The organism is Streptomyces sp. enrichment culture, from assembly GCF_964272855.1.
Classification (GTDB): domain Bacteria; phylum Actinomycetota; class Actinomycetes; order Streptomycetales; family Streptomycetaceae; genus Streptomyces.
In genome coordinates this window covers 3653212-3671640 of record NZ_OZ186847.1, presented here as the reverse complement: position 1 = coordinate 3671640, position 18429 = coordinate 3653212, and the positions used below count along the sequence as shown (strand labels likewise).

Below are 18429 nucleotides of genomic sequence, written 5' to 3'. Positions count from 1 at the left end.
CAACGGGGTTCGTGGGACTGGTGGGGCGGATGTGAGCCCGATGCAACCGCCAGCAGTCAGTGCCGACTGAGAGGAGCGAGGAGCGGTGAACGCGTATGCGCCCATCCTCGTACTGGGAGCCCTCGGGGCAGGCTTTGCGATCTTCTCCGTGGTCATGGCCACGCTGATCGGTCCGAAGCGGTACAACCGCGCGAAGCTCGAGGCCTACGAGTGCGGCATCGAGCCGACCCCCACGCCGGCCGGCGGCGGGCGCTTCCCCATCAAGTACTACCTGACGGCGATGCTCTTCATCGTCTTCGACATCGAGATCGTCTTCCTCTACCCCTGGGCCGTCACCTTCGACGCCCTGGGTGTGTTCGGGCTCGTGGAGATGCTGCTCTTCGTGCTCACCGTCTTCGTCGCCTACGCCTACGTCTGGCGGCGCGGCGGCCTCGAATGGGACTGAGGGACCTTTAGTCATGGGACTCGAAGAAAAGCTGCCGAGCGGCTTCCTGCTGACCACCGTCGAGCAGGCCGCCGGCTGGGTGCGCAAGGCGTCGGTCTTCCCCGCCACCTTCGGCCTCGCCTGCTGTGCGATCGAGATGATGACCACCGGCGCCGGGCGCTACGACCTGGCCCGCTTCGGCATGGAGGTCTTCCGCGGCTCCCCGCGCCAGGCCGATCTGATGATCGTCGCCGGGCGGGTCAGCCAGAAGATGGCGCCGGTGCTCCGGCAGGTCTACGACCAGATGCCGAACCCCAAGTGGGTGATCTCCATGGGCGTGTGCGCCTCCTCGGGCGGCATGTTCAACAACTACGCCATCGTCCAGGGCGTCGACCACATCGTCCCCGTCGACATCTACCTGCCCGGCTGCCCGCCGCGGCCCGAGATGCTGATGGACGCCATCCTCAAGCTCCACCAGAAGATCCAGAGCTCCAAGCTCGGGGTGAACGCCGAGGAAGCGGCCCGCGAGGCGGAGGAAGCGGCGCTCAAGGCCCTGCCGACGATCGAGATGAAGGGGCTGCTGCGGTGAGCGACGCGAACGGCACCAACAGCGCGAACGGGCCGAACGGGGTGAACCCCGAGAAGGACCTGTCCGCCTCCAACCTCCCCGGCCAGCGGGGCCAGGGCGGCGAGGAGATCCGCGTCCAGCGCGGCATGTTCGGCGCGAACAACGGCGGCGACACCTCCGGCTACGGCGGCCTGGTCCGCTCGGTCCGGCTCCCGGGACCGGCGAGCCGCCCCTACGGAGGCTGGTTCGACGAGGTCGCCGACGAACTGGAGGGCGCCCTGGAGGAGCAGGGGCTGCTCCCGGAGAACGCCATCGAGAAGACGGTCGTCGACCGGGACGAACTCACCTTCCACATCGAACGCGAGCACCTGGTCCGCGTCGCCCGCACCCTGCGCGACGACCCGGCCCTGCGCTTCGAGCTGTGCACCGGGGTCAGCGGCGTCCACTACCCGAACGACAAGGGCCGCGAGCTGCACGCCGTCTACCACCTGCGCTCGATCACCCACAACCGGCTGATCCGCCTGGAGGTCAGCGCCCCGGACGCCGACCCGCACATCCCGTCCCTGGTCCCCGTGTACCCGACCAACGACTGGCACGAGCGCGAGACCTACGACTTCTTCGGGATCGTCTTCGACGGTCACCCGGCGCTGACGCGGATCATGATGCCGGACGACTGGCAGGGCCATCCGCAGCGCAAGGACTACCCCCTCGGCGGCATCCCCGTCGAGTACAAGGGCGCCCAGATCCCGGCTCCGGACCAGCGGAGGTCGTACTCATGAGCACGCACACCCCGTCCTCCGCGTCCGCCCGCGAGACCACCGAGGGCACCGTCTACACGGTCACCGGTGGCGACTGGGACGAGGTCGTCCAGACCGCGGCGAAGGCCGACGACGAGCGCATCGTCGTCAACATGGGCCCGCAGCACCCCTCCACCCACGGGGTGCTCCGTCTGATCCTGGAGATCGAGGGCGAGACGGTCACCGAGGCCCGCTGCGGCATCGGCTACCTGCACACCGGCATCGAGAAGAACCTCGAGTTCCGGACCTGGACGCAGGGCACCACGTTCGTGACGCGCATGGACTACCTGACGTCCTTCTTCAACGAGACCGCCTACTGTCTCGCCGTCGAGAAACTGCTCGGCATCGAGGACGAGATCACCGAACGCGCCGAGATCATCCGAGTGCTCCTGATGGAGCTGAACCGGATGTCCTCCCACCTGGTGTGCATCGCCACCGGCGGCATGGAGCTGGGCGCCACCACGATCATGATCTACGGATTCCGTGATCGTGAAATGATTCTCGACATCTACGAGCTCATCACGGGCCTGCGGATGAACCACGCGTACATCCGCCCCGGCGGACTCGCCCAGGACCTGCCGCCCGGCGCGGTGGACCAGATCCGCGAGTTCGTGAAGAAGATGAAGAAGAACCTCCCGGAGTACGACAAGCTCGCCACCGGGAACCCCATCTTCAAGGCCCGCATGCAGGACATCGGCTACCTCGACCTGGCCGGCTGCATGGCCCTCGGCGCCACCGGCCCGATCCTGCGCTCCACCGGCCTGCCGCACGACCTGCGCAAGACCCAGCCGTACTGCGGCTACGAGACGTACGACTTCGACGTCCCGACCGCCGACAGCTGCGACGCCTACGGGCGCTTCCTGATCCGCCTGGAGGAGATGCGCCAGTCGCTGCGGATCATCGAGCAGTGCCTGGACCGGCTCCAGCCCGGCCCGGTCATGGTCGGCGACAAGAAGATCGCCTGGCCGGCCCAGCTCGCCCTGGGACCGGACGGCCTGGGCAACTCCCTCGACCACATCAAGAAGATCATGGGCACCTCGATGGAGGCCCTGATCCACCACTTCAAGCTGGTCACCGAGGGCTTCCGCGTCCCGCCGGGACAGGCGTACGCGGCCGTCGAGTCACCCAAGGGCGAACTCGGGGTGCACGCCGTCTCCGACGGAGGCACCCGCCCCTACCGGGTCCACTTCCGCGACCCGTCCTTCACCAACCTGCAGGCCATGGCGGCGATGTGCGAGGGCGGCCAGGTCGCCGACGTCATCGTGGCCGTGGCGTCCATCGACCCCGTGATGGGAGGCGTCGACCGGTGACCACCTCTTCTTCGGAGCGCGGCGTCAGCCTGGGCATGCCGGAGCTGCCCGCGCCCGACTACCCGGACGACGTTCGAGAACGGCTCGAGCGGGACGCGCGCGAGATCGTCGCCCGCTACCCCGACTCCCGGTCCGCCCTGCTGCCGCTGCTGCACCTGGTGCAGTCGGAGGAGGGCCACGTCACGCGCACCGGGATGCGGTTCTGTGCGGAGACGCTCGGCCTGACCACGGCCGAGGTCACGGCGGTCGCCACCTTCTACACCATGTACCGGCGCAAGCCCTCCGGTGACTACCAGGTGGGCGTCTGCACCAACACCCTGTGCGCGGTGATGGGCGGCGACGCGATCTTCGAGACGCTCCAGGAGCACCTGGGCGTCGGCAACGGCGAGACCACCGACGACGGCAAGGTCACCCTGGAGCACATCGAGTGCAACGCGGCCTGCGACTACGCGCCGGTCGTGATGGTCAACTGGGAGTTCTTCGACAACCAGACCCCGGAGAGCGCCCGGCGCCTGGTCGACGACCTCCGCGCGGGAACCCCGGTCTCGCCCACCCGCGGGGCGCCGCTGTGCACCTTCAAGGAGACCGCCCGGATCCTGGCGGGCTTCCCCGACCCGCGCGAGGGCGCCGTCGAGGCGAGCGGCAGCGCGGGACCGGCGTCGCTGGTGGGCCTTCGCCTGGCGAAGGGGGAGACCGCACCCGCGCGCGTGGTCCACCCGCGGGAGGGCGGGCCGCACGACGAGCCGCAGGACAGGGTCCACGAGCCGTCGCCCGCGGAACACCTCAGCTCGCACGACGCGCCGCAGGACACATCGGCATCCGACCCCTCCCACCCGTCGCCCGCCACCGCCCTTGATGGAGGGGCTTCGCCCCGCCCCGCCGACTCCGCAGGGCCCACCGCCGAGGAGGGGGAGTGATGACCTTGGCACCCGAGCTGAAAGACCCCAGCCCCGAGAAGCTGCTCGCACCCGTGCTGTCGGCTTTCTGGGACGAGGACCGGTCCTGGAGCCTGGACGTCTACCGGGCGCACGAAGGGTACGAGGGACTTCGCAAGGCGCTCGCCATGTCGCCGGACGACGTGATCGCGTACGTCAAGGACTCCGGTCTGCGCGGGCGCGGCGGCGCGGGATTCCCGACGGGGATGAAGTGGCAGTTCATTCCCCAGGGAGACGGAAAGCCGCACTATCTGGTCGTCAACGCCGACGAATCGGAGCCCGGGACCTGCAAGGACATCCCGCTCCTCTTCGCGAACCCGCACAGCCTCATCGAGGGCATCGTCATCGCGTGCCACGCCATCCGGTCGTCGCATGCCTTCATCTATCTGCGGGGTGAAGTCGTCCCCGTCCTGCGGCGGCTGCACGAGGCCGTGCGCGAGGCCTACGCGGCGGGCTACCTCGGCAAGAACATCCTGGGCAGCGGACTCGACCTCGAACTCACCGTGCACGCCGGCGCCGGCGCGTACATCTGCGGTGAGGAGACCGCGCTCCTGGACTCGCTCGAAGGCCGCCGTGGTCAACCGCGGCTGCGTCCCCCCTTCCCCGCCGTCGCGGGCCTCTACGCGTGCCCCACTGTCGTGAACAACGTCGAGTCGATCGCGTCGGTTCCCGCCATCATGAAAAACGGCAAGGACTGGTTCAGGTCGATGGGCAGCGAGAAGTCACCCGGCTTCACGCTGTACTCGCTCAGCGGCCATGTCGCCAGCCCCGGCCAGTACGAGGGCCCGCTCGGCATCACCCTGCGCCAGCTGCTCGACATGAGCGGCGGGATGCGGCCCGGACACCGGCTGAAGTTCTGGACGCCCGGCGGTTCCTCGACGCCGATGTTCACCGAGGAACACCTCGACGTCCCGCTCGACTACGAGGGCGTCGGCGCCGCCGGTTCCATGCTCGGCACCAAGGCGCTCCAGTGCTTCGACGAGACGACCTGCGTGGTCCGCGCCGTCACCCGCTGGACCGAGTTCTACGCCCACGAGTCCTGCGGCAAGTGCACCCCGTGCCGCGAAGGCACCTACTGGCTGGTGCAGCTGCTGCGGGACATCGAGGCCGGCAAGGGCGTCATGGCCGACCTCGACAAGCTGAACGACATCGCGGACAACATCAACGGCAAGTCCTTCTGTGCCCTCGGCGACGGTGCCGCCTCGCCGATCTTCTCCTCGCTGAAGTACTTCCGCGAGGAGTACGAACAGCACATCACGGGCCGCGGCTGCCCCTTCGACCCGGCCAAGTCGACGGCCTGGGCCGATCACCGCACGGAGGTGAACGCATGACCGTGACCACCAGTGCTCCCGCAGGCGGCGGAGAGGCGGCGGTCCCCCCGGAAGACCTCGTCACGCTGACCATCGACGGCGCCGAGATCAGCGTGCCCAAGGGCACCCTGGTCATCCGTGCCGCCGAGCAGCTCGGCATCGAGATCCCGAGGTTCTGCGACCACCCCCTGCTCGACCCGGCCGGCGCCTGCCGGCAGTGCATCGTCGAGGTCGAGGGCCAGCGCAAGCCGATGGCGTCCTGCACCATCACCTGCACCGACGGGATGGTGGTGAAGACCCAGCTGACCTCGCCGGTCGCGGAGAAGGCCCAGAAGGGTGTGATGGAGCTGCTGCTCATCAACCACCCGCTGGACTGCCCGGTCTGCGACAAGGGCGGCGAGTGCCCGCTGCAGAACCAGGCGATGTCGCACGGCAACGAGGAGTCCCGCTTCGAGGGCAAGAAGCGGACGTACGAGAAGCCGGTGCCGATCTCCACGCAGGTGCTGCTCGACCGTGAGCGGTGCGTGCTGTGCGCGCGCTGCACCCGGTTCTCCAACCAGGTCGCGGGCGACCCGATGATCGAGCTGGTCGAGCGCGGCGCGCTCCAGCAGGTCGGCACCGGCGAGGGCGACCCGTTCGAGTCGTACTTCTCCGGGAACACCATCCAGATCTGCCCGGTCGGCGCGCTGACCTCGGCGGCGTACCGATTCCGCTCCCGCCCCTTCGACCTGGTCTCCTCGCCGTCCGTGTGCGAGCACTGCGCGGGCGGCTGCGCGACCCGCACCGACCACCGGCGCGGCAAGGTCATGCGGCGGCTGGCCGCCAACGACCCAGAGGTCAACGAGGAGTGGATCTGCGACAAGGGGCGCTTCGCGTTCCGGTACGCGCAGACGCGGGACCGGCTCCAGACGCCGCTGGTGCGGAGCGCCGACGGCGTCCTGGAGCCCGCGTCCTGGCCGGAGGCCCTGGAGGCCGCCGCGCGGGGGCTGCTCGCCGCGCGCGGCCGGGCCGGGGTGCTGACCGGCGGACGGCTCACCATCGAGGACGCCTACGCGTACAGCAAGTTCGCGCGCGTGGCGCTCGACACCAACGACATCGACTTCCGCGCGCGCGTGCACAGCGGCGAGGAGGCCGACTTCCTGGCCGCGCAGGTCGCCGGCCGCGGCCGTGACCTGGACGGTACGGGCGTCACGTACACCTTCCTGGAGAAGGCCCCGGCGGTGCTGCTGGCCGGGTTCGAGTCCGAGGAGGAGGCGCCCAGCGTCTTCCTGCGGCTGCGCAAGGCCTGGCGCAAGCACGGGCAGAAGGTGTTCGCGCTGGCCACCCACGCCACGCGGGGCCTGACGAAGGCGGGCGGCACGCTGCTGCCGGCCGCTCCCGGCACCGAGACCGAGTGGCTGGACGCGCTCGCCTCCGGGGTCGGCCTGGACGAGGCCGGCGGCCACGCCGCCGAGGCGCTGAGCGCCGAGGGCTCGGTGATCGTCGTCGGCGAGCGGCTCGCCGCGGTCGCCGGGGGCCTCACCGCCGCCGTACGGGCCGCCGCGGCGACCGGGGCGCGGCTGGTGTGGATCCCGCGGCGGGCCGGCGAGCGCGGGGCCGTGGAGGCCGGCGCGCTGCCGTCGCTGCTGCCGGGCGGGCGTCCGGCCACCGACCCGCGCGCGCGGGAGGAGGTCGCCGCCGCGTGGGGCCTGGCCGAACTGCCGCACCGCTACGGGCGGGACACCGGCCAGATCGTGGAGGCCGCCGCCACCGGAGAGTTGGCGGCGCTGGTCGTCGCCGGGGTCGAGGTGGCGGACCTGCCCGATCCGGCACGCGCGCGTGCGGCACTCGCCGAGGTCGGCTTCCTGGTCTCCCTCGAACTGCGGCCCAGCGAGGTCACCGCGCACGCGGACGTCGTCCTGCCGGTCGCCGCGGTCGCCGAGAAGGCGGGCACCTTCCTCAACTGGGAGGGCCGGGTGCGCTTCTTCGAGGCGGCGCTCAAGCCCGACCAGATGACCCGGCGCCTCGCCCCGAGCGACGCGCGCGTCCTCCAGATGCTGGCCGACGCCATGGACGTCCATCTGGGCCTGCCGGACCTGCGCACCGTCCGCGCGGAGCTGGACCGGCTCGGCGCCTGGGACGGCCCGCGCGCCACCGAGCCGCTGGAGACCGCGAGCGCCCTGCCCCGGCCCGCCGCCGGGGAGGCGGTGCTCGCCGGGCACCGGCTGCTCCTCGACCAGGGCGTTCTCCAGGAGGGCGACGAGGCACTGGCGGGCACCCGGCACGCCGCCCACGCGCGCGTGTCGGCCGCGACGGCCGCCGAGGCCGGCGTCAAGGACGGCGACGCGCTCACGGTGACCGGCCCCGCCGGCACCGTCGAACTCCCGCTGGAGATCACCGAGATGCCCGACCGCGTGGTGTGGCTGCCGCTGAACTCCACCGGCGGCGGCGTCGCCTCCGACACCGGGGCGCTGCCCGGCTCCCTCGTCCGCATCGGCCCGGCCACGCTCGCGACCGAGGCCCCCAAGGAGGTGGAGGCATGAGCCCGTACCTCGCCGCCGAAGACCTCTCGATGTTCGGCCACGACCCGTGGTGGCTGGTCGTCATCAAGGCGGTCTTCTGCTTCGCCTTCCTCATGGTGACCGTGCTGTTCTCCATCGTCTGGGAGCGCAAGGTCGTCGCCTGGATGCAGCTGCGCATCGGCCCCAACCGGCACGGCCCCTGGGGCATGCTCCAGTCGCTCGCCGACGGCATCAAGCTGATGCTGAAGGAAGACATCATCGTCAAGCGCGCGGACAAGGTGGTCTACGTCCTCGCGCCGATCGTCGCCGCCATCCCGGCCTTCATGGCGATCGCGGTGATCCCCTTCGGCCCGGCCGGCAACGAGATCTCGATCTTCGGCCAGCGCACCACGATGCAGCTCACCGACCTGCCGATCGCGATGCTCTACATCCTCGCGGTCGCCTCGGTCGGCATCTACGGCATCGTCCTCGCCGGCTGGAGCTCCGGATCGACGTACCCGCTGCTCGGCGGTCTGCGCTCGTGCGCGCAGATGATCTCGTACGAGATCGCCATGGGCGCCGCGTTCGCCTCGGTGTTCCTCTACTCCGGGTCGATGTCGACCTCGGCGATCGTCGAGGCCCAGCAGGACCGCTGGTACATCGTCCTGCTGCCGGTCTCCTTCATCATCTACATCGTCACGATGGTCGGCGAGACCAACCGCGCCCCCTTCGACATGCCGGAGTCCGAGGGCGACCTGGTCGGCGGATTCAACACCGAGTACTCGTCGATCAAGTTCGCGATGTTCATGCTCGCCGAGTACGTGAACATGGTGACGGTCTCGGCCGTGTCCGTGACGCTCTTCCTGGGCGGCTGGCGGGCCCCGTGGCCGGTCAGCACCTTCTGGGAGGGCGCGAACCACGGCTGGTGGCCGCTGCTCTGGTTCGTCGTCAAGGTGCAGCTGCTGCTGTTCTTCTTCATCTGGCTGCGCGGCACGCTCCCGCGGGTCCGCTACGACCAGCTGATGAAGCTCGGCTGGAAGGTCCTCATCCCGGTCTCCGTGGTCTGGCTGATGCTCGTCGCCACCGTGCGGACGCTGCGGAACGAGAACTACGACTTCGCCGACATCGCCCTCTACGTGGGCGGCGGCGTCCTCGCCCTGCTGCTGCTCTCCTTCGTCGCGGACTTCTTCCGCGACCGCGGCAAGCCGGCCGGGGCGCCCGCCGAGGCCGCTCCCGGATTCGACCCGATGGCGGGCGGATTCCCCGTGCCGCCACTGCCGGGACAGGAGCTCCCGCCGGTGCCGCGGCGCCGCTCGCGCCGTGAGCGGGAGCTGATTGTCAGTGGCGGGCCCGATACTCACAGTGACGGATCGCTGGGTGGATCCACGGATGGAAAGGAGGCGTCCGATGGCTGAGGAGCCCAAGGAGGCCGGGCAGACGTCGCCCGGTTTCCAGAACCCCGTGGCCGGCTTCGGCGTGACCTTCAAGGCCATGTTCAAGAAGCGGCTGACCGAGCAGTACCCGGAGCAGCAGAAGACCACCGCTCCGCGCTTCCACGGACGGCACCAGCTCAACCGCCATCCGGACGGCCTGGAGAAGTGCGTCGGCTGCGAGCTGTGCGCCTGGGCCTGTCCCGCCGACGCGATCTACGTCGAGGGCGCGGACAACACCGACGAGGAGCGCTACTCCCCGGGCGAGCGGTACGGCAGGGTGTACCAGATCAACTACGCCCGCTGCATCCTGTGCGGCCTGTGCATCGAGGCCTGCCCCACCCGCGCGCTCACCATGACCAACGAGTTCGAGCTGGCCGACTCCAGCCGCGCCAACCTCATCTACACCAAGGAGCAGCTGCTGGCCGGCCTCGAAGAGGGCATGGTCGACACGCCGCACGCCATCTACCCGGGGACGGACGAACAGGACTACTACCGGGGCCTGGTGACCGAGGCCGCGCCCGGTACGGAGCGCCAGGTCGCCGTCTCCAAGGGCGAGAAGCCACAGGAAGAGGGGGTGGAGGCATGAGCGCGCAGCTCGCCGCCTACTCCACGTCCACCGGAGAGGCCGTCCAGTTCTGGATCCTCGGCACGGTCGCGGTGATCGGCGCCCTGTGCACCGTCTTCATGAAGAAGGCCGTGCACAGCGCGCTCTGCCTGGCCGGCACCATGATCGTCCTGGCGGTGTTCTACCTCGCCAACGGCGCCTACTTCCTCGGCATCGTGCAGATCGTCGTCTACACCGGCGCGATCATGATGCTGTTCCTGTTCGTGGTGATGCTCGTCGGCGTCACGGCCGCGGACTCCCTGAAGGAGACCATCAAGGGCCAGCGCTGGCTGGCCCTTCTCTGCGGGCTCGGCTTCGGCGTCCTGCTGATCGGCGGCATCGGCAGCGCCTCGCTGAAGGACTTCGACGGCCTGGGCACGGCCAACGCGGGCGGCAACGTGGAGGGCCTGGCGGCCCTGATCTTCACCAAGTACGTGTTCGCCTTCGAACTCACCGGCGCCCTGCTGATCACGGCCGCGGTCGGCGCCATGGTGCTCACCCACCGCGAGCGCACCGAGCGCGCCAGGACGCAGCGCGAGCTGGCCGAGCAGCGCGTCCGCGAAGGGAAGCACCTGCCGCCGCTGCCCGCGCCCGGTGTGTACGCCCGGCACAACGCCGTGGACATCGCGGGCCTGCTGCCGGACGGCACCCCGTCGGAGCTCACCGTCAACAAGACGCTGCGTGAGCGCGGCCAGATCAGGGACGTCTCCGCCGAGGCGCTGAACGACCTGCGGGCGCTGGAACAGCGCGCGGAGGAGCGCCTGGAGCGGACCGGGATCGAGCCGGCGGCCTTCAAGCGGACTGAGGAGGCGTCGAAGTGAACCCCGTCAACTACCTGTATCTCGCGGCTCTGTTGTTCACGATCGGCGCCACCGGCGTGCTGATCCGGCGGAACGCGATCGTGCTGTTCATGTGCGTGGAGCTGATGCTCAACGCCTGCAACCTCGCGTTCGTCGCCTTCTCCCGGATGCACGGCAACCTCGACGGCCAGATCATCGCCTTCTTCACGATGGTCGTCGCCGCCGCGGAGGTCGTGGTCGGGCTCGCGATCATCGTGTCGCTGTTCCGCGCCCGCCACTCGGCCTCGGTCGACGACGCCAGCCTGATGAAGCTCTAAGGGGTCGCTGAAGTGGAGAACCTGATTGCGCTGCTGATCGCGGCGCCCCTGCTCGGAGCGGCCGTCCTGCTGTGCGGTGGCCGGCGGCTGGACGCCGTCGGCCACTGGATCGGCACGGCCCTGGCGTTCGTCTCCTTCGCCCTCGGCGCGGTGCTCTTCGCCGACCTGCTGGGCAAGGACGCCGAGGACCGCACGCTCACCCAGCACCTGTACAGCTGGATCCCCGTCGAGGGCTTCCAGGCGGACGTCGCCTTCCAGCTCGACCAGCTGTCGATGACGTTCGTCCTGCTGATCAGCGGCGTCGGCTCGCTGATCCACCTCTACTCGGTCGGGTACATGGAGCACGACGAGCGGCGCCGCCGCTTCTTCGGCTACCTGAACCTGTTCCTCGCGGCGATGCTGCTGCTCGTCCTCGCCGACAACTACCTGCTGCTGTACGTCGGCTGGGAGGGTGTCGGTCTCGCCTCCTACCTGCTGATCGGCTTCTGGCAGCACAAGCCCAGCGCCGCCACGGCCGCGAAGAAGGCCTTCCTGGTCAACCGGGTCGGCGACATGGGCCTGTCGATCGCGATCATGCTGATGTTCACCACGTTCGGCACCTTCGCCTTCGGGCCGGTGCTGGACAGCGTGGGCGACACCTCCGAGGCCACGCTCACCGCGATCGGCCTGATGCTGCTGCTCGCCGCGTGCGGCAAGTCGGCCCAGGTGCCGCTGCAGTCCTGGCTCGGGGACGCGATGGAGGGCCCGACTCCGGTCTCCGCCCTCATCCACGCCGCGACCATGGTGACCGCGGGCGTCTACCTGATCGTCCGCTCCGGCACGCTCTTCGACGCGGCGCCCGACGCCCAGCTCGTCGTCACCATCGTCGGCGCGGTCACGCTGCTCTTCGGTGCGATCGTCGGTTGCGCGAAGGACGACATCAAGAAGGCGCTGGCCGGCTCGACGATGTCGCAGATCGGCTACATGATCCTGGCCGCGGGCCTCGGCCCCGTCGGCTACGTCTTCGCGATCATGCACCTGGTGACGCACGGCTTCTTCAAGGCCGGGCTGTTCCTCGGCGCGGGCTCGGTCATGCACGGCATGAACGACGAGGTCGACATGCGCCGCTACGGCGGCCTGCGCAAGTACATGCCGGTCACCTTCGTCACCTTCGGCCTCGGCTACCTCGCGATCATCGGCTTCCCCGGCCTGTCCGGCTTCTTCTCCAAGGACAAGATCATCGAGGCGGCGTTCGCGAAGGGCGGCACCGAGGGCTGGATCCTCGGCGGCTGCGCCCTGCTCGGCGCGGCCATCACCGCCTACTACATGACGCGCGTGATGCTGATGACGTTCTTCGGCGAGGAGCGCTGGCGCAACGCGCCGACGCCGTCCCCGGCCGAGCCCGACGTGGAGCCCGCCGCCGAGACGCGCGGTGCGCACGCCGAGCCGCACCCGCACGAGTCGCCGAAGATCATGACCATCCCGATGATCGTGCTCGCCGTCGGATCGGTCGCGGGCGGCGCCTTCTTCAGCATCGGCGACCGGTTCGTCCACTGGCTGGAGCCGGTCACCGGCTACGAGCACGGCCACCCGCCGGTCAGCGCCGCCACGGTCACCGCGGCGACCGTGGCGTGCATGGTCATCGGTGTCGCGATCGCCTGGGCGCAGTACGGCCGCCGCCCGGTCCCGGCCGTCGCCCCGCGCGGATCGCTGCTCACCCGGGCCGCCCGCCGCGACCTGCTCCAGGACGACTTCAACCACGTCGTCCTGGTCCGCGGCGGCGAGCACCTGACCCGGTCCCTGGTGTACGTCGACCACACCCTGGTCGACGGAGTCGTCAACGGCACGGCGGCCTCGGTCGGCGGCCTCTCCGGACGGCTGCGCCGAGTGCAGAACGGCTTCGCGCGGTCGTACGCGGTCTCGATGTTCGGCGGTGCGGCGGTCCTGGTCGCCGTGACCCTGCTGATGAGGGCGGTCTGATACCGATGTCCTTTCCCCTGCTGACAGCGACGGCGGTGCTGCCGGCCCTCGGGGCGGTCGCCACGGCCGCCGTCCCGGCCGCGCGGCGCACCGCCGCCAAATGGCTGGCGCTGCTCGTCTCGCTCGCCACGCTCGCCCTCGCGATCGCCGTCGTGGTCCGCTTCGACCCGGACGGCGCCCGCTACCAGCTCACCGAATCCCACTCCTGGATCGCCGACTTCGGGGTCCGTTACGAACTCGGGGTGGACGGCATCGCGGTCGCGCTGATCGCGCTGACCGCGCTGCTGATCCCGTTCATCATCCTCGCGGGCTGGCACGACGCCGACCCGCTGGAGACCGGGAGCAGGCGGTGGCGGCCGACCCAGGGCTTCTTCGCCCTGATCCTGGCCGTCGAGGCGATGGTGATCATCTCCTTCGAGGCCACCGACGTCTTCGTCTTCTACATCTTCTTCGAAGCCATGCTCATCCCGATGTACTTCCTCATCGGCGGCTTCGGGGACCGTGCCCACGAGCACGGCGAGAAGGCGGCGTCCACCCAGCGGTCCTACGCGGCCGTGAAGTTCCTGCTCTACAACCTGGTCGGCGGCCTGATCATGCTGGCCGCGGTGATCGGTCTCTACGTGGTCGCCGGGAACTTCTCCCTCACGGAGATCGCCCAGGCCCGCGCGAGCGGCGAGCTGGACATGGCGACGAACACCGAACGCTGGCTGTTCCTCGGCTTCTTCTTCGCGTTCGCGGTGAAGGCGCCGCTGTGGCCGCTGCACACCTGGCTGCCCAACGCCATGCAGGAGTCCACCGCCCCGGTCGCGGTGCTGATCACCGCGGTCGTCGACAAGGTGGGCACCTTCGCGATGCTCCGCTTCTGCCTCCAGCTGTTCCCGGAGGCCAGCAAGTGGGCGACGCCCGCGATCCTCGTCCTCGCCCTGATCAGCATCATCTACGGGGCGCTGCTCGCGGTCGGCCAGCGCGACATCAAGCGGCTGGTGGCGTACGCGTCGATCTCCCACTTCGGCTTCATCATCATGGGCATCTTCGCGATGACCAGCCAGGGCCAGTCCGGCGCGACCCTCTACATGGTCAACCACGGCATCTCGACGGCCGCGCTGATGCTGGTGGCCGGCTTCCTGATCTCGCGGCGCGGCTCCCGGCTCATCGCCGACTACGGCGGTGTGCAGAAGGTCGCTCCGGTGCTCGCCGGCACCTTCCTGGTCGGCGGCCTCGCGACCCTGTCGCTGCCCGGCCTCGCCCCGTTCGTCAGCGAGTTCCTGGTCCTGGTCGGCACCTTCGCGCGTTACCCGGTGATCGGCATCATCGCCACCTTCGGCATCGTGCTCGCCGCGCTCTACACCCTCGTCCTCTACCAGCGGACGATGACGGGCCCGGTGAAGCCGGAAGTGTCCGCGATGCCGGACCTCCGGGTGCGTGAGCTGGTGGTGGTCGCCCCGCTGGTCGCGCTGCTGATCGTGCTGGGCGTCTACCCGAAGCCGCTCACGGACATCGTCAACCCGGCGGTCGAGCAGACCATGTCGGACGTTCAGAAGAAGGACCCCCAGCCCGAGGTGGAGGCGGCCAAGTGAGCGCATCAGCCGTCCACAGCCTGTGGACAACGGCGGCAACCGCAGCCGAACCGATCTCGAAGATCGACGCGCCGAAGATCGAGTACGGGCAGCTGGCGCCCATCCTGATCGTCGTGGGCGCGGCGGTCGTCGGAGTGCTCGTCGAGGCGTTCGTCCCGCGCAAGTCCCGGTACTACGCGCAGATGTTCGTCTCCGTCGTGGGCTTCGCCGCCGCCTTCGCCGCGGTCGTCGCCCTCGCCGCCGACGGATACGGCACCACCAAGGCGCGGATCGCGGCGATGGGCGCGATCGCCGTCGACGGTCCGGCCCTGTTCCTCCAGGGCACCATTCTGCTGGTCGCGCTGGTCAGCCTCTTCACCTTCGCCGAGCGGCGCCTCGACCCGGCGGCGCACGGCAACCGGGTCGACTCCTTCGCCGCGCAGGCCGCGTCCGTGCCGGGCAGCGACAGCGAGCGGGCCGCGGTGAAGGCCGGGTTCACCACCACCGAGGTGTTCCCGCTGCTGCTCTTCGCGGTCGGCGGCATGCTGCTCTTCCCGGCTGCCAACGACCTGCTGACGCTGTTCGTGGCCCTGGAGGTCTTCTCCCTGCCGCTGTACCTGCTGTGCGCGCTGGCCCGCCGCAAGCGGCTGATGTCGCAGGAGGCCGCGGTGAAGTACTTCCTGCTCGGCGCGTTCGCCTCCGCGTTCACCCTGTTCGGCATCGCGCTGCTGTACGGCTACGCCGGCTCGATGTCGTACGGCACGATCGCGCAGGTCGTCGACGGCACGATCACCGACGTCACCCCGGCCCTCGCGAACACCATGGGCAACGACGCGCTGCTGCTCGTCGGCACCGCGCTGATCGTGATGGGCCTGCTGTTCAAGGTGGGCGCGGTGCCGTTCCACATGTGGACGCCCGACGTGTACCAGGGCGCGCCGACGCCGGTGACCGGGTTCATGGCGGCGGCGACCAAGGTGGCCGCGTTCGGCGCGCTGCTGCGCGTCCTCTACGTCGTCCTGCCCGGCCTGCGCTGGGACTGGCGGCCGGTGATGTGGGGCGTGGCGATCGTCACCATGCTGGGCGGCGCGATCATCGCGATCACGCAGACCGACATCAAGCGGCTGCTGGCGTACTCATCGATCGCGCACGCGGGGTTCATCCTCGCGGGTGTCATCGCGACCACGCCGGACGGCGTCTCGTCGGTGCTCTTCTACCTGGGTGCCTACTCGTTCGTGACGATCGGCGCGTTCGCGGTCGTCACCCTCGTCCGGGACGCGGGCGGCGAGGCCACGCACCTGTCCAAGTGGGCCGGGCTGGGGCGCAGGTCCCCGCTGGTCGCCGCGGTGTTCGCGGTGTTCCTGCTCGCCTTCGCGGGCATTCCGCTGACCTCCGGGTTCGCGGGCAAGTTCGCCGTGTTCAAGGCGGCGGCGGAGGGCGGCGCGGTCCCGCTGGTCGTGGTCGGTGTGATCTCCTCGGCGATCGCGGCCTTCTTCTACATCCGGGTGATCGTGCTGATGTTCTTCAGCGAGCCGAAGCCGGAGGGCCCGACCGTCGCCGTGCCGTCGCCGCTGACGATCACGGCGATCACGGCGGGTGTGGCGGTGACGCTGGTGCTCGGTGTGGCCCCGCAGTACTTCCTGGATCTGGCAGGTCAGGCGGGCGTCTTCGTGCGCTGACCGGCACGGTCGCTTCGTCGGGCCCCGGTTCCCCGTGAGGGAGCCGGGGCCCGTCCCGTGTGCCGCGTCACGCACGGTGACCGGAACCGGCCTGTGGATAACTCCCGGACGTGTCAGTGCGGGCCCCTATCGTGGAGGCAGTGGTCGAGGGACGACGCACGGGGGGCGCGACGATGGATGTGACGGGCGGTATCGCCGAAATGGCAGTGACACAGAGTGAGGCGCTGGCCACGCTGCACAGGGTCTTCGGATACGAGGCCTTCCGCGGCGAGCAGGAGGCCGTCGTCGAGCATGTGATCGTCGGCGGCGACGCCGTGGTCCTCATGCCGACCGGCGGCGGCAAGTCGCTGTGCTACCAGATCCCGTCCCTGGTCAGACCCGGTACGGGCATCGTCGTCTCCCCGCTCATCGCCCTGATGCAGGACCAGGTGGACGCGCTGCGGGCGCTCGGTGTGCGGGCCGGGTTCATCAACTCCACGCAGGACTTCGACGAGCGCCGGGTGGTCGAGGCCGAGTTCCTGGCCGGGGAGCTGGACCTGCTCTATCTCGCCCCGGAGCGCCTGCGGGTCGAGGCCACGCTGGACCTGCTCTCCCGCGGCAAGATCTCCCTCTTCGCGATCGACGAGGCGCACTGCGTCTCCCAGTGGGGCCACGATTTCCGCCCGGACTACCTCACCCTGTCCCTGCTCGGCGAGCGCTGGCCGGACGTCCCCCGGATCGCCCTCACCGCGACGGCCACCCGCGCCACGCACCAGGAGATCACCCAGCGGCTGAACATGCCGACGGCCCGGCACTTCGTGGCGAGCTTCGACCGGCCCAACATCCAGTACCGGATCGTGCCGAAGGCGGACCCGAAGAAGCAGCTGCTGAGCTTCCTGCGCGAGGAACACGCGGGTGACGCGGGCATCGTGTACTGCCTCTCGCGCAACTCGGTGGAGAAGACCGCCGAGTTCCTCTCCCGCAACGGCGTCGAGGCGGTGCCGTACCACGCGGGCCTGGACGCGGGCACCCGCGCCGCCCACCAGTCCCGCTTCCTGCGGGAGGACGGCCTGGTCGTCGTCGCGACCATCGCCTTCGGCATGGGCATCGACAAGCCGGACGTACGGTTCGTCGCCCACCTGGACCTGCCCAAGTCGGTGGAGGGCTACTACCAGGAGACGGGCCGCGCGGGCCGCGACGGACTGCCGTCCACGGCCTGGATGGCGTACGGCCTCAACGACGTCATCCAGCAGCGCAAGCTGATCCAGTCCGGCGAGGGCGACGAGGCGTTCCGCCGCCGGGCGCAGGCGCACCTGGACTCGATGCTCGCGCTGTGCGAGACCGCCGCCTGCCGGCGCGGCCAGCTGCTCGCCTACTTCGGCCAGGAGCCGGACCCGGCCGGCTGCGGCAACTGCGACACCTGCCTCACCCCGCCGGAGACCTGGGACGGCACGATCGCCGCGCAGAAGGTGCTGTCCACGGTGGTGCGGCTGCAGCGGGAGCGCGGGCAGAAGTTCGGCGCGGTGCAGATCGTCGACATCCTGCTGGGCAAGCGCACCGGCAAGGTGATCCAGTTCGACCACGACCAGCTCTCCGTGTTCGGCATCGGCGAGGAGCTGACCGAGGGCGAATGGCGGGGCGTCATCCGCCAGTTGCTGGCCCAGGGGCTGCTCGCGGTGGAGGGGGAGTACGGCACGCTGGTGCTCACCGAGGCCAGCGGGGCGGTGCTGCGGCGGGAGCGGGAGGTGCCGCTGCGCAAGGAGCCGAAGAAGCCGGTGACGGCCAGGCCCGGGTCGTCCTCCGGGCGCGGCGAACGCAAGCCGAGGGCGGCCGCCGCGGAGCTGCCGGAGGAGCTGGTGCCGGCGTTCGAGGCGCTGCGGGCGTGGCGGGCCGAGCAGGCGCGGGAGCAGGGCGTCCCGGCATATGTGATCTTCCACGACGCGACCCTGCGGGAGATCGCCACGGCGTGGCCGGCCTCGGTGCGGGAGCTGGGCGGCATCAGCGGCGTCGGCGAGAAGAAGCTGGCGACGTACGGGGAGGGCGTCCTGGCGGTGCTCGCCGAGCTGCAGGCACCGGCAGGCCGGGCAGCGGCCTCCGGGGGGACCGGCGGGACCGGCGAGCCCGAAGCCGACCCCTTCGGGGGGGACGACTGGCCGGAGCCGCAGGACGAGCCGGAGCCCGACTGGGATTAGGGGGTGTCTCGTCGATCAGGCCGGATCAGGGAGCGGTGCCAGGCGCCGCGAGCCCGGCATGATCGGCGAGACGTCCCCTAGCGGAACGC

At 70.1% G+C, this 18429-nt stretch carries 15 protein-coding genes; all 15 read left to right on the top strand.

Annotated features, from left to right (window positions below; translation table 11 throughout):
• The first annotated feature begins 85 nt into the window (after nucleotides 1–85).
• The 15 genes from ACSU6L_RS15675 to recQ all read left to right on the top strand — a co-directional run bounded on the left by ACSU6L_RS15675 (nucleotide 86) and on the right by recQ (nucleotide 18340).
• The gene (locus ACSU6L_RS15675) at nucleotides 86–445 is read left to right on the top strand and encodes an NADH-quinone oxidoreductase subunit A (RefSeq protein WP_007383963.1); all 360 of its coding nucleotides are present in this window, start codon (nucleotides 86–88) and stop codon (nucleotides 443–445) included.
• Between the two features lie 13 nt (nucleotides 446–458).
• A complete protein-coding gene (locus ACSU6L_RS15670) occupies nucleotides 459–1013 on the top strand; it encodes a NuoB/complex I 20 kDa subunit family protein (RefSeq protein WP_007383964.1) in 555 nt (184 codons plus the stop codon).
• Nucleotides 1010–1771 (top strand): NADH-quinone oxidoreductase subunit C, encoded by a 762-nt coding sequence (locus tag ACSU6L_RS15665; protein ID WP_437057328.1) that lies wholly within the window; start codon nucleotides 1010–1012, stop codon nucleotides 1769–1771. The genes ACSU6L_RS15670 and ACSU6L_RS15665 overlap by 4 nt, the downstream gene beginning before the upstream one ends.
• On the top strand, nucleotides 1768–3099 hold the full coding sequence (locus ACSU6L_RS15660; RefSeq protein WP_073940632.1) for an NADH-quinone oxidoreductase subunit D: 1332 nt from the start codon (nucleotides 1768–1770) through the stop codon (nucleotides 3097–3099). Before ACSU6L_RS15665 ends, ACSU6L_RS15660 begins: the two co-directional genes overlap by 4 nt.
• Nucleotides 3096–4016, top strand: a complete 921-nt coding sequence (gene nuoE, locus ACSU6L_RS15655) for an NADH-quinone oxidoreductase subunit NuoE (RefSeq protein WP_437057326.1) — start codon at nucleotides 3096–3098, stop codon at nucleotides 4014–4016. Before ACSU6L_RS15660 ends, nuoE begins: the two co-directional genes overlap by 4 nt.
• Complete coding sequence (gene nuoF / locus ACSU6L_RS15650; RefSeq protein WP_073940630.1) at nucleotides 4016–5365, top strand: NADH-quinone oxidoreductase subunit NuoF; 1350 nt, start codon at nucleotides 4016–4018, stop codon at nucleotides 5363–5365. The genes nuoE and nuoF overlap by 1 nt, the downstream gene beginning before the upstream one ends.
• A complete protein-coding gene (locus tag ACSU6L_RS15645; protein WP_437057324.1) occupies nucleotides 5362–7866 on the top strand; it encodes an NADH-quinone oxidoreductase subunit G in 2505 nt (834 codons plus the stop codon). Before nuoF ends, ACSU6L_RS15645 begins: the two co-directional genes overlap by 4 nt.
• Nucleotides 7863–9239, top strand: a complete 1377-nt coding sequence (gene nuoH / locus ACSU6L_RS15640; RefSeq protein ID WP_437057322.1) for an NADH-quinone oxidoreductase subunit NuoH — start codon at nucleotides 7863–7865, stop codon at nucleotides 9237–9239. Before ACSU6L_RS15645 ends, nuoH begins: the two co-directional genes overlap by 4 nt.
• Complete coding sequence (gene nuoI / locus ACSU6L_RS15635; RefSeq protein ID WP_073940627.1) at nucleotides 9232–9843, top strand: NADH-quinone oxidoreductase subunit NuoI; 612 nt, start codon at nucleotides 9232–9234, stop codon at nucleotides 9841–9843. Before nuoH ends, nuoI begins: the two co-directional genes overlap by 8 nt.
• The gene (locus tag ACSU6L_RS15630) at nucleotides 9840–10682 is read left to right on the top strand and encodes an NADH-quinone oxidoreductase subunit J (RefSeq protein WP_073940626.1); all 843 of its coding nucleotides are present in this window, start codon (nucleotides 9840–9842) and stop codon (nucleotides 10680–10682) included. Before nuoI ends, ACSU6L_RS15630 begins: the two co-directional genes overlap by 4 nt.
• Nucleotides 10679–10978 (top strand): NADH-quinone oxidoreductase subunit NuoK, encoded by a 300-nt coding sequence (nuoK, locus tag ACSU6L_RS15625; RefSeq protein ID WP_073940625.1) that lies wholly within the window; start codon nucleotides 10679–10681, stop codon nucleotides 10976–10978. Before ACSU6L_RS15630 ends, nuoK begins: the two co-directional genes overlap by 4 nt.
• A gap of 12 nt (nucleotides 10979–10990) precedes the next feature.
• Nucleotides 10991–12937, top strand: a complete 1947-nt coding sequence (nuoL, locus tag ACSU6L_RS15620) for an NADH-quinone oxidoreductase subunit L (protein ID WP_437057319.1) — start codon at nucleotides 10991–10993, stop codon at nucleotides 12935–12937.
• Nucleotides 12938–12942: 5 nt separating this feature from the next.
• Nucleotides 12943–14514: an NADH-quinone oxidoreductase subunit M gene (locus ACSU6L_RS15615; protein ID WP_437057317.1), complete on the top strand. Its 1572-nt coding sequence runs from the start codon at nucleotides 12943–12945 to the stop codon at nucleotides 14512–14514.
• Nucleotides 14511–16169, top strand: coding sequence for an NADH-quinone oxidoreductase subunit NuoN (gene nuoN / locus ACSU6L_RS15610; protein ID WP_437057315.1), 1659 nt, complete (start codon nucleotides 14511–14513; stop codon nucleotides 16167–16169). The genes ACSU6L_RS15615 and nuoN overlap by 4 nt, the downstream gene beginning before the upstream one ends.
• A 173-nt stretch (nucleotides 16170–16342) precedes the next feature.
• A complete protein-coding gene (recQ, locus tag ACSU6L_RS15605) occupies nucleotides 16343–18340 on the top strand; it encodes a DNA helicase RecQ (protein ID WP_437064912.1) in 1998 nt (665 codons plus the stop codon).
• Nucleotides 18341–18429 lie beyond the last annotated feature (89 nt).

Bases quoted from the DNA above. Each gene is read 5' to 3' on its own strand.
- ACSU6L_RS15670 (WP_007383964.1), top strand. From the start codon at position 459: ATGGGACTCGAAGAAAAGCTGCCGAGCGGCTTCCTGCTGACCACCGTC.
- ACSU6L_RS15615 (WP_437057317.1), top strand. From the start codon at position 12,943: ATGTCCTTTCCCCTGCTGACAGCGACGGCGGTGCTGCCGGCCCTCGGG.
- nuoF (WP_073940630.1), top strand. From the start codon at position 4,016: ATGACCTTGGCACCCGAGCTGAAAGACCCCAGCCCCGAGAAGCTGCTC.
- recQ (WP_437064912.1), top strand. From the start codon at position 16,343: ATGGATGTGACGGGCGGTATCGCCGAAATGGCAGTGACACAGAGTGAG.
- ACSU6L_RS15660 (WP_073940632.1), top strand. From the start codon at position 1,768: ATGAGCACGCACACCCCGTCCTCCGCGTCCGCCCGCGAGACCACCGAG.
- ACSU6L_RS15645 (WP_437057324.1), top strand. From the start codon at position 5,362: ATGACCGTGACCACCAGTGCTCCCGCAGGCGGCGGAGAGGCGGCGGTC.
- nuoH (WP_437057322.1), top strand. From the start codon at position 7,863: ATGAGCCCGTACCTCGCCGCCGAAGACCTCTCGATGTTCGGCCACGAC.
- nuoI (WP_073940627.1), top strand. From the start codon at position 9,232: ATGGCTGAGGAGCCCAAGGAGGCCGGGCAGACGTCGCCCGGTTTCCAG.
- ACSU6L_RS15630 (WP_073940626.1), top strand. From the start codon at position 9,840: ATGAGCGCGCAGCTCGCCGCCTACTCCACGTCCACCGGAGAGGCCGTC.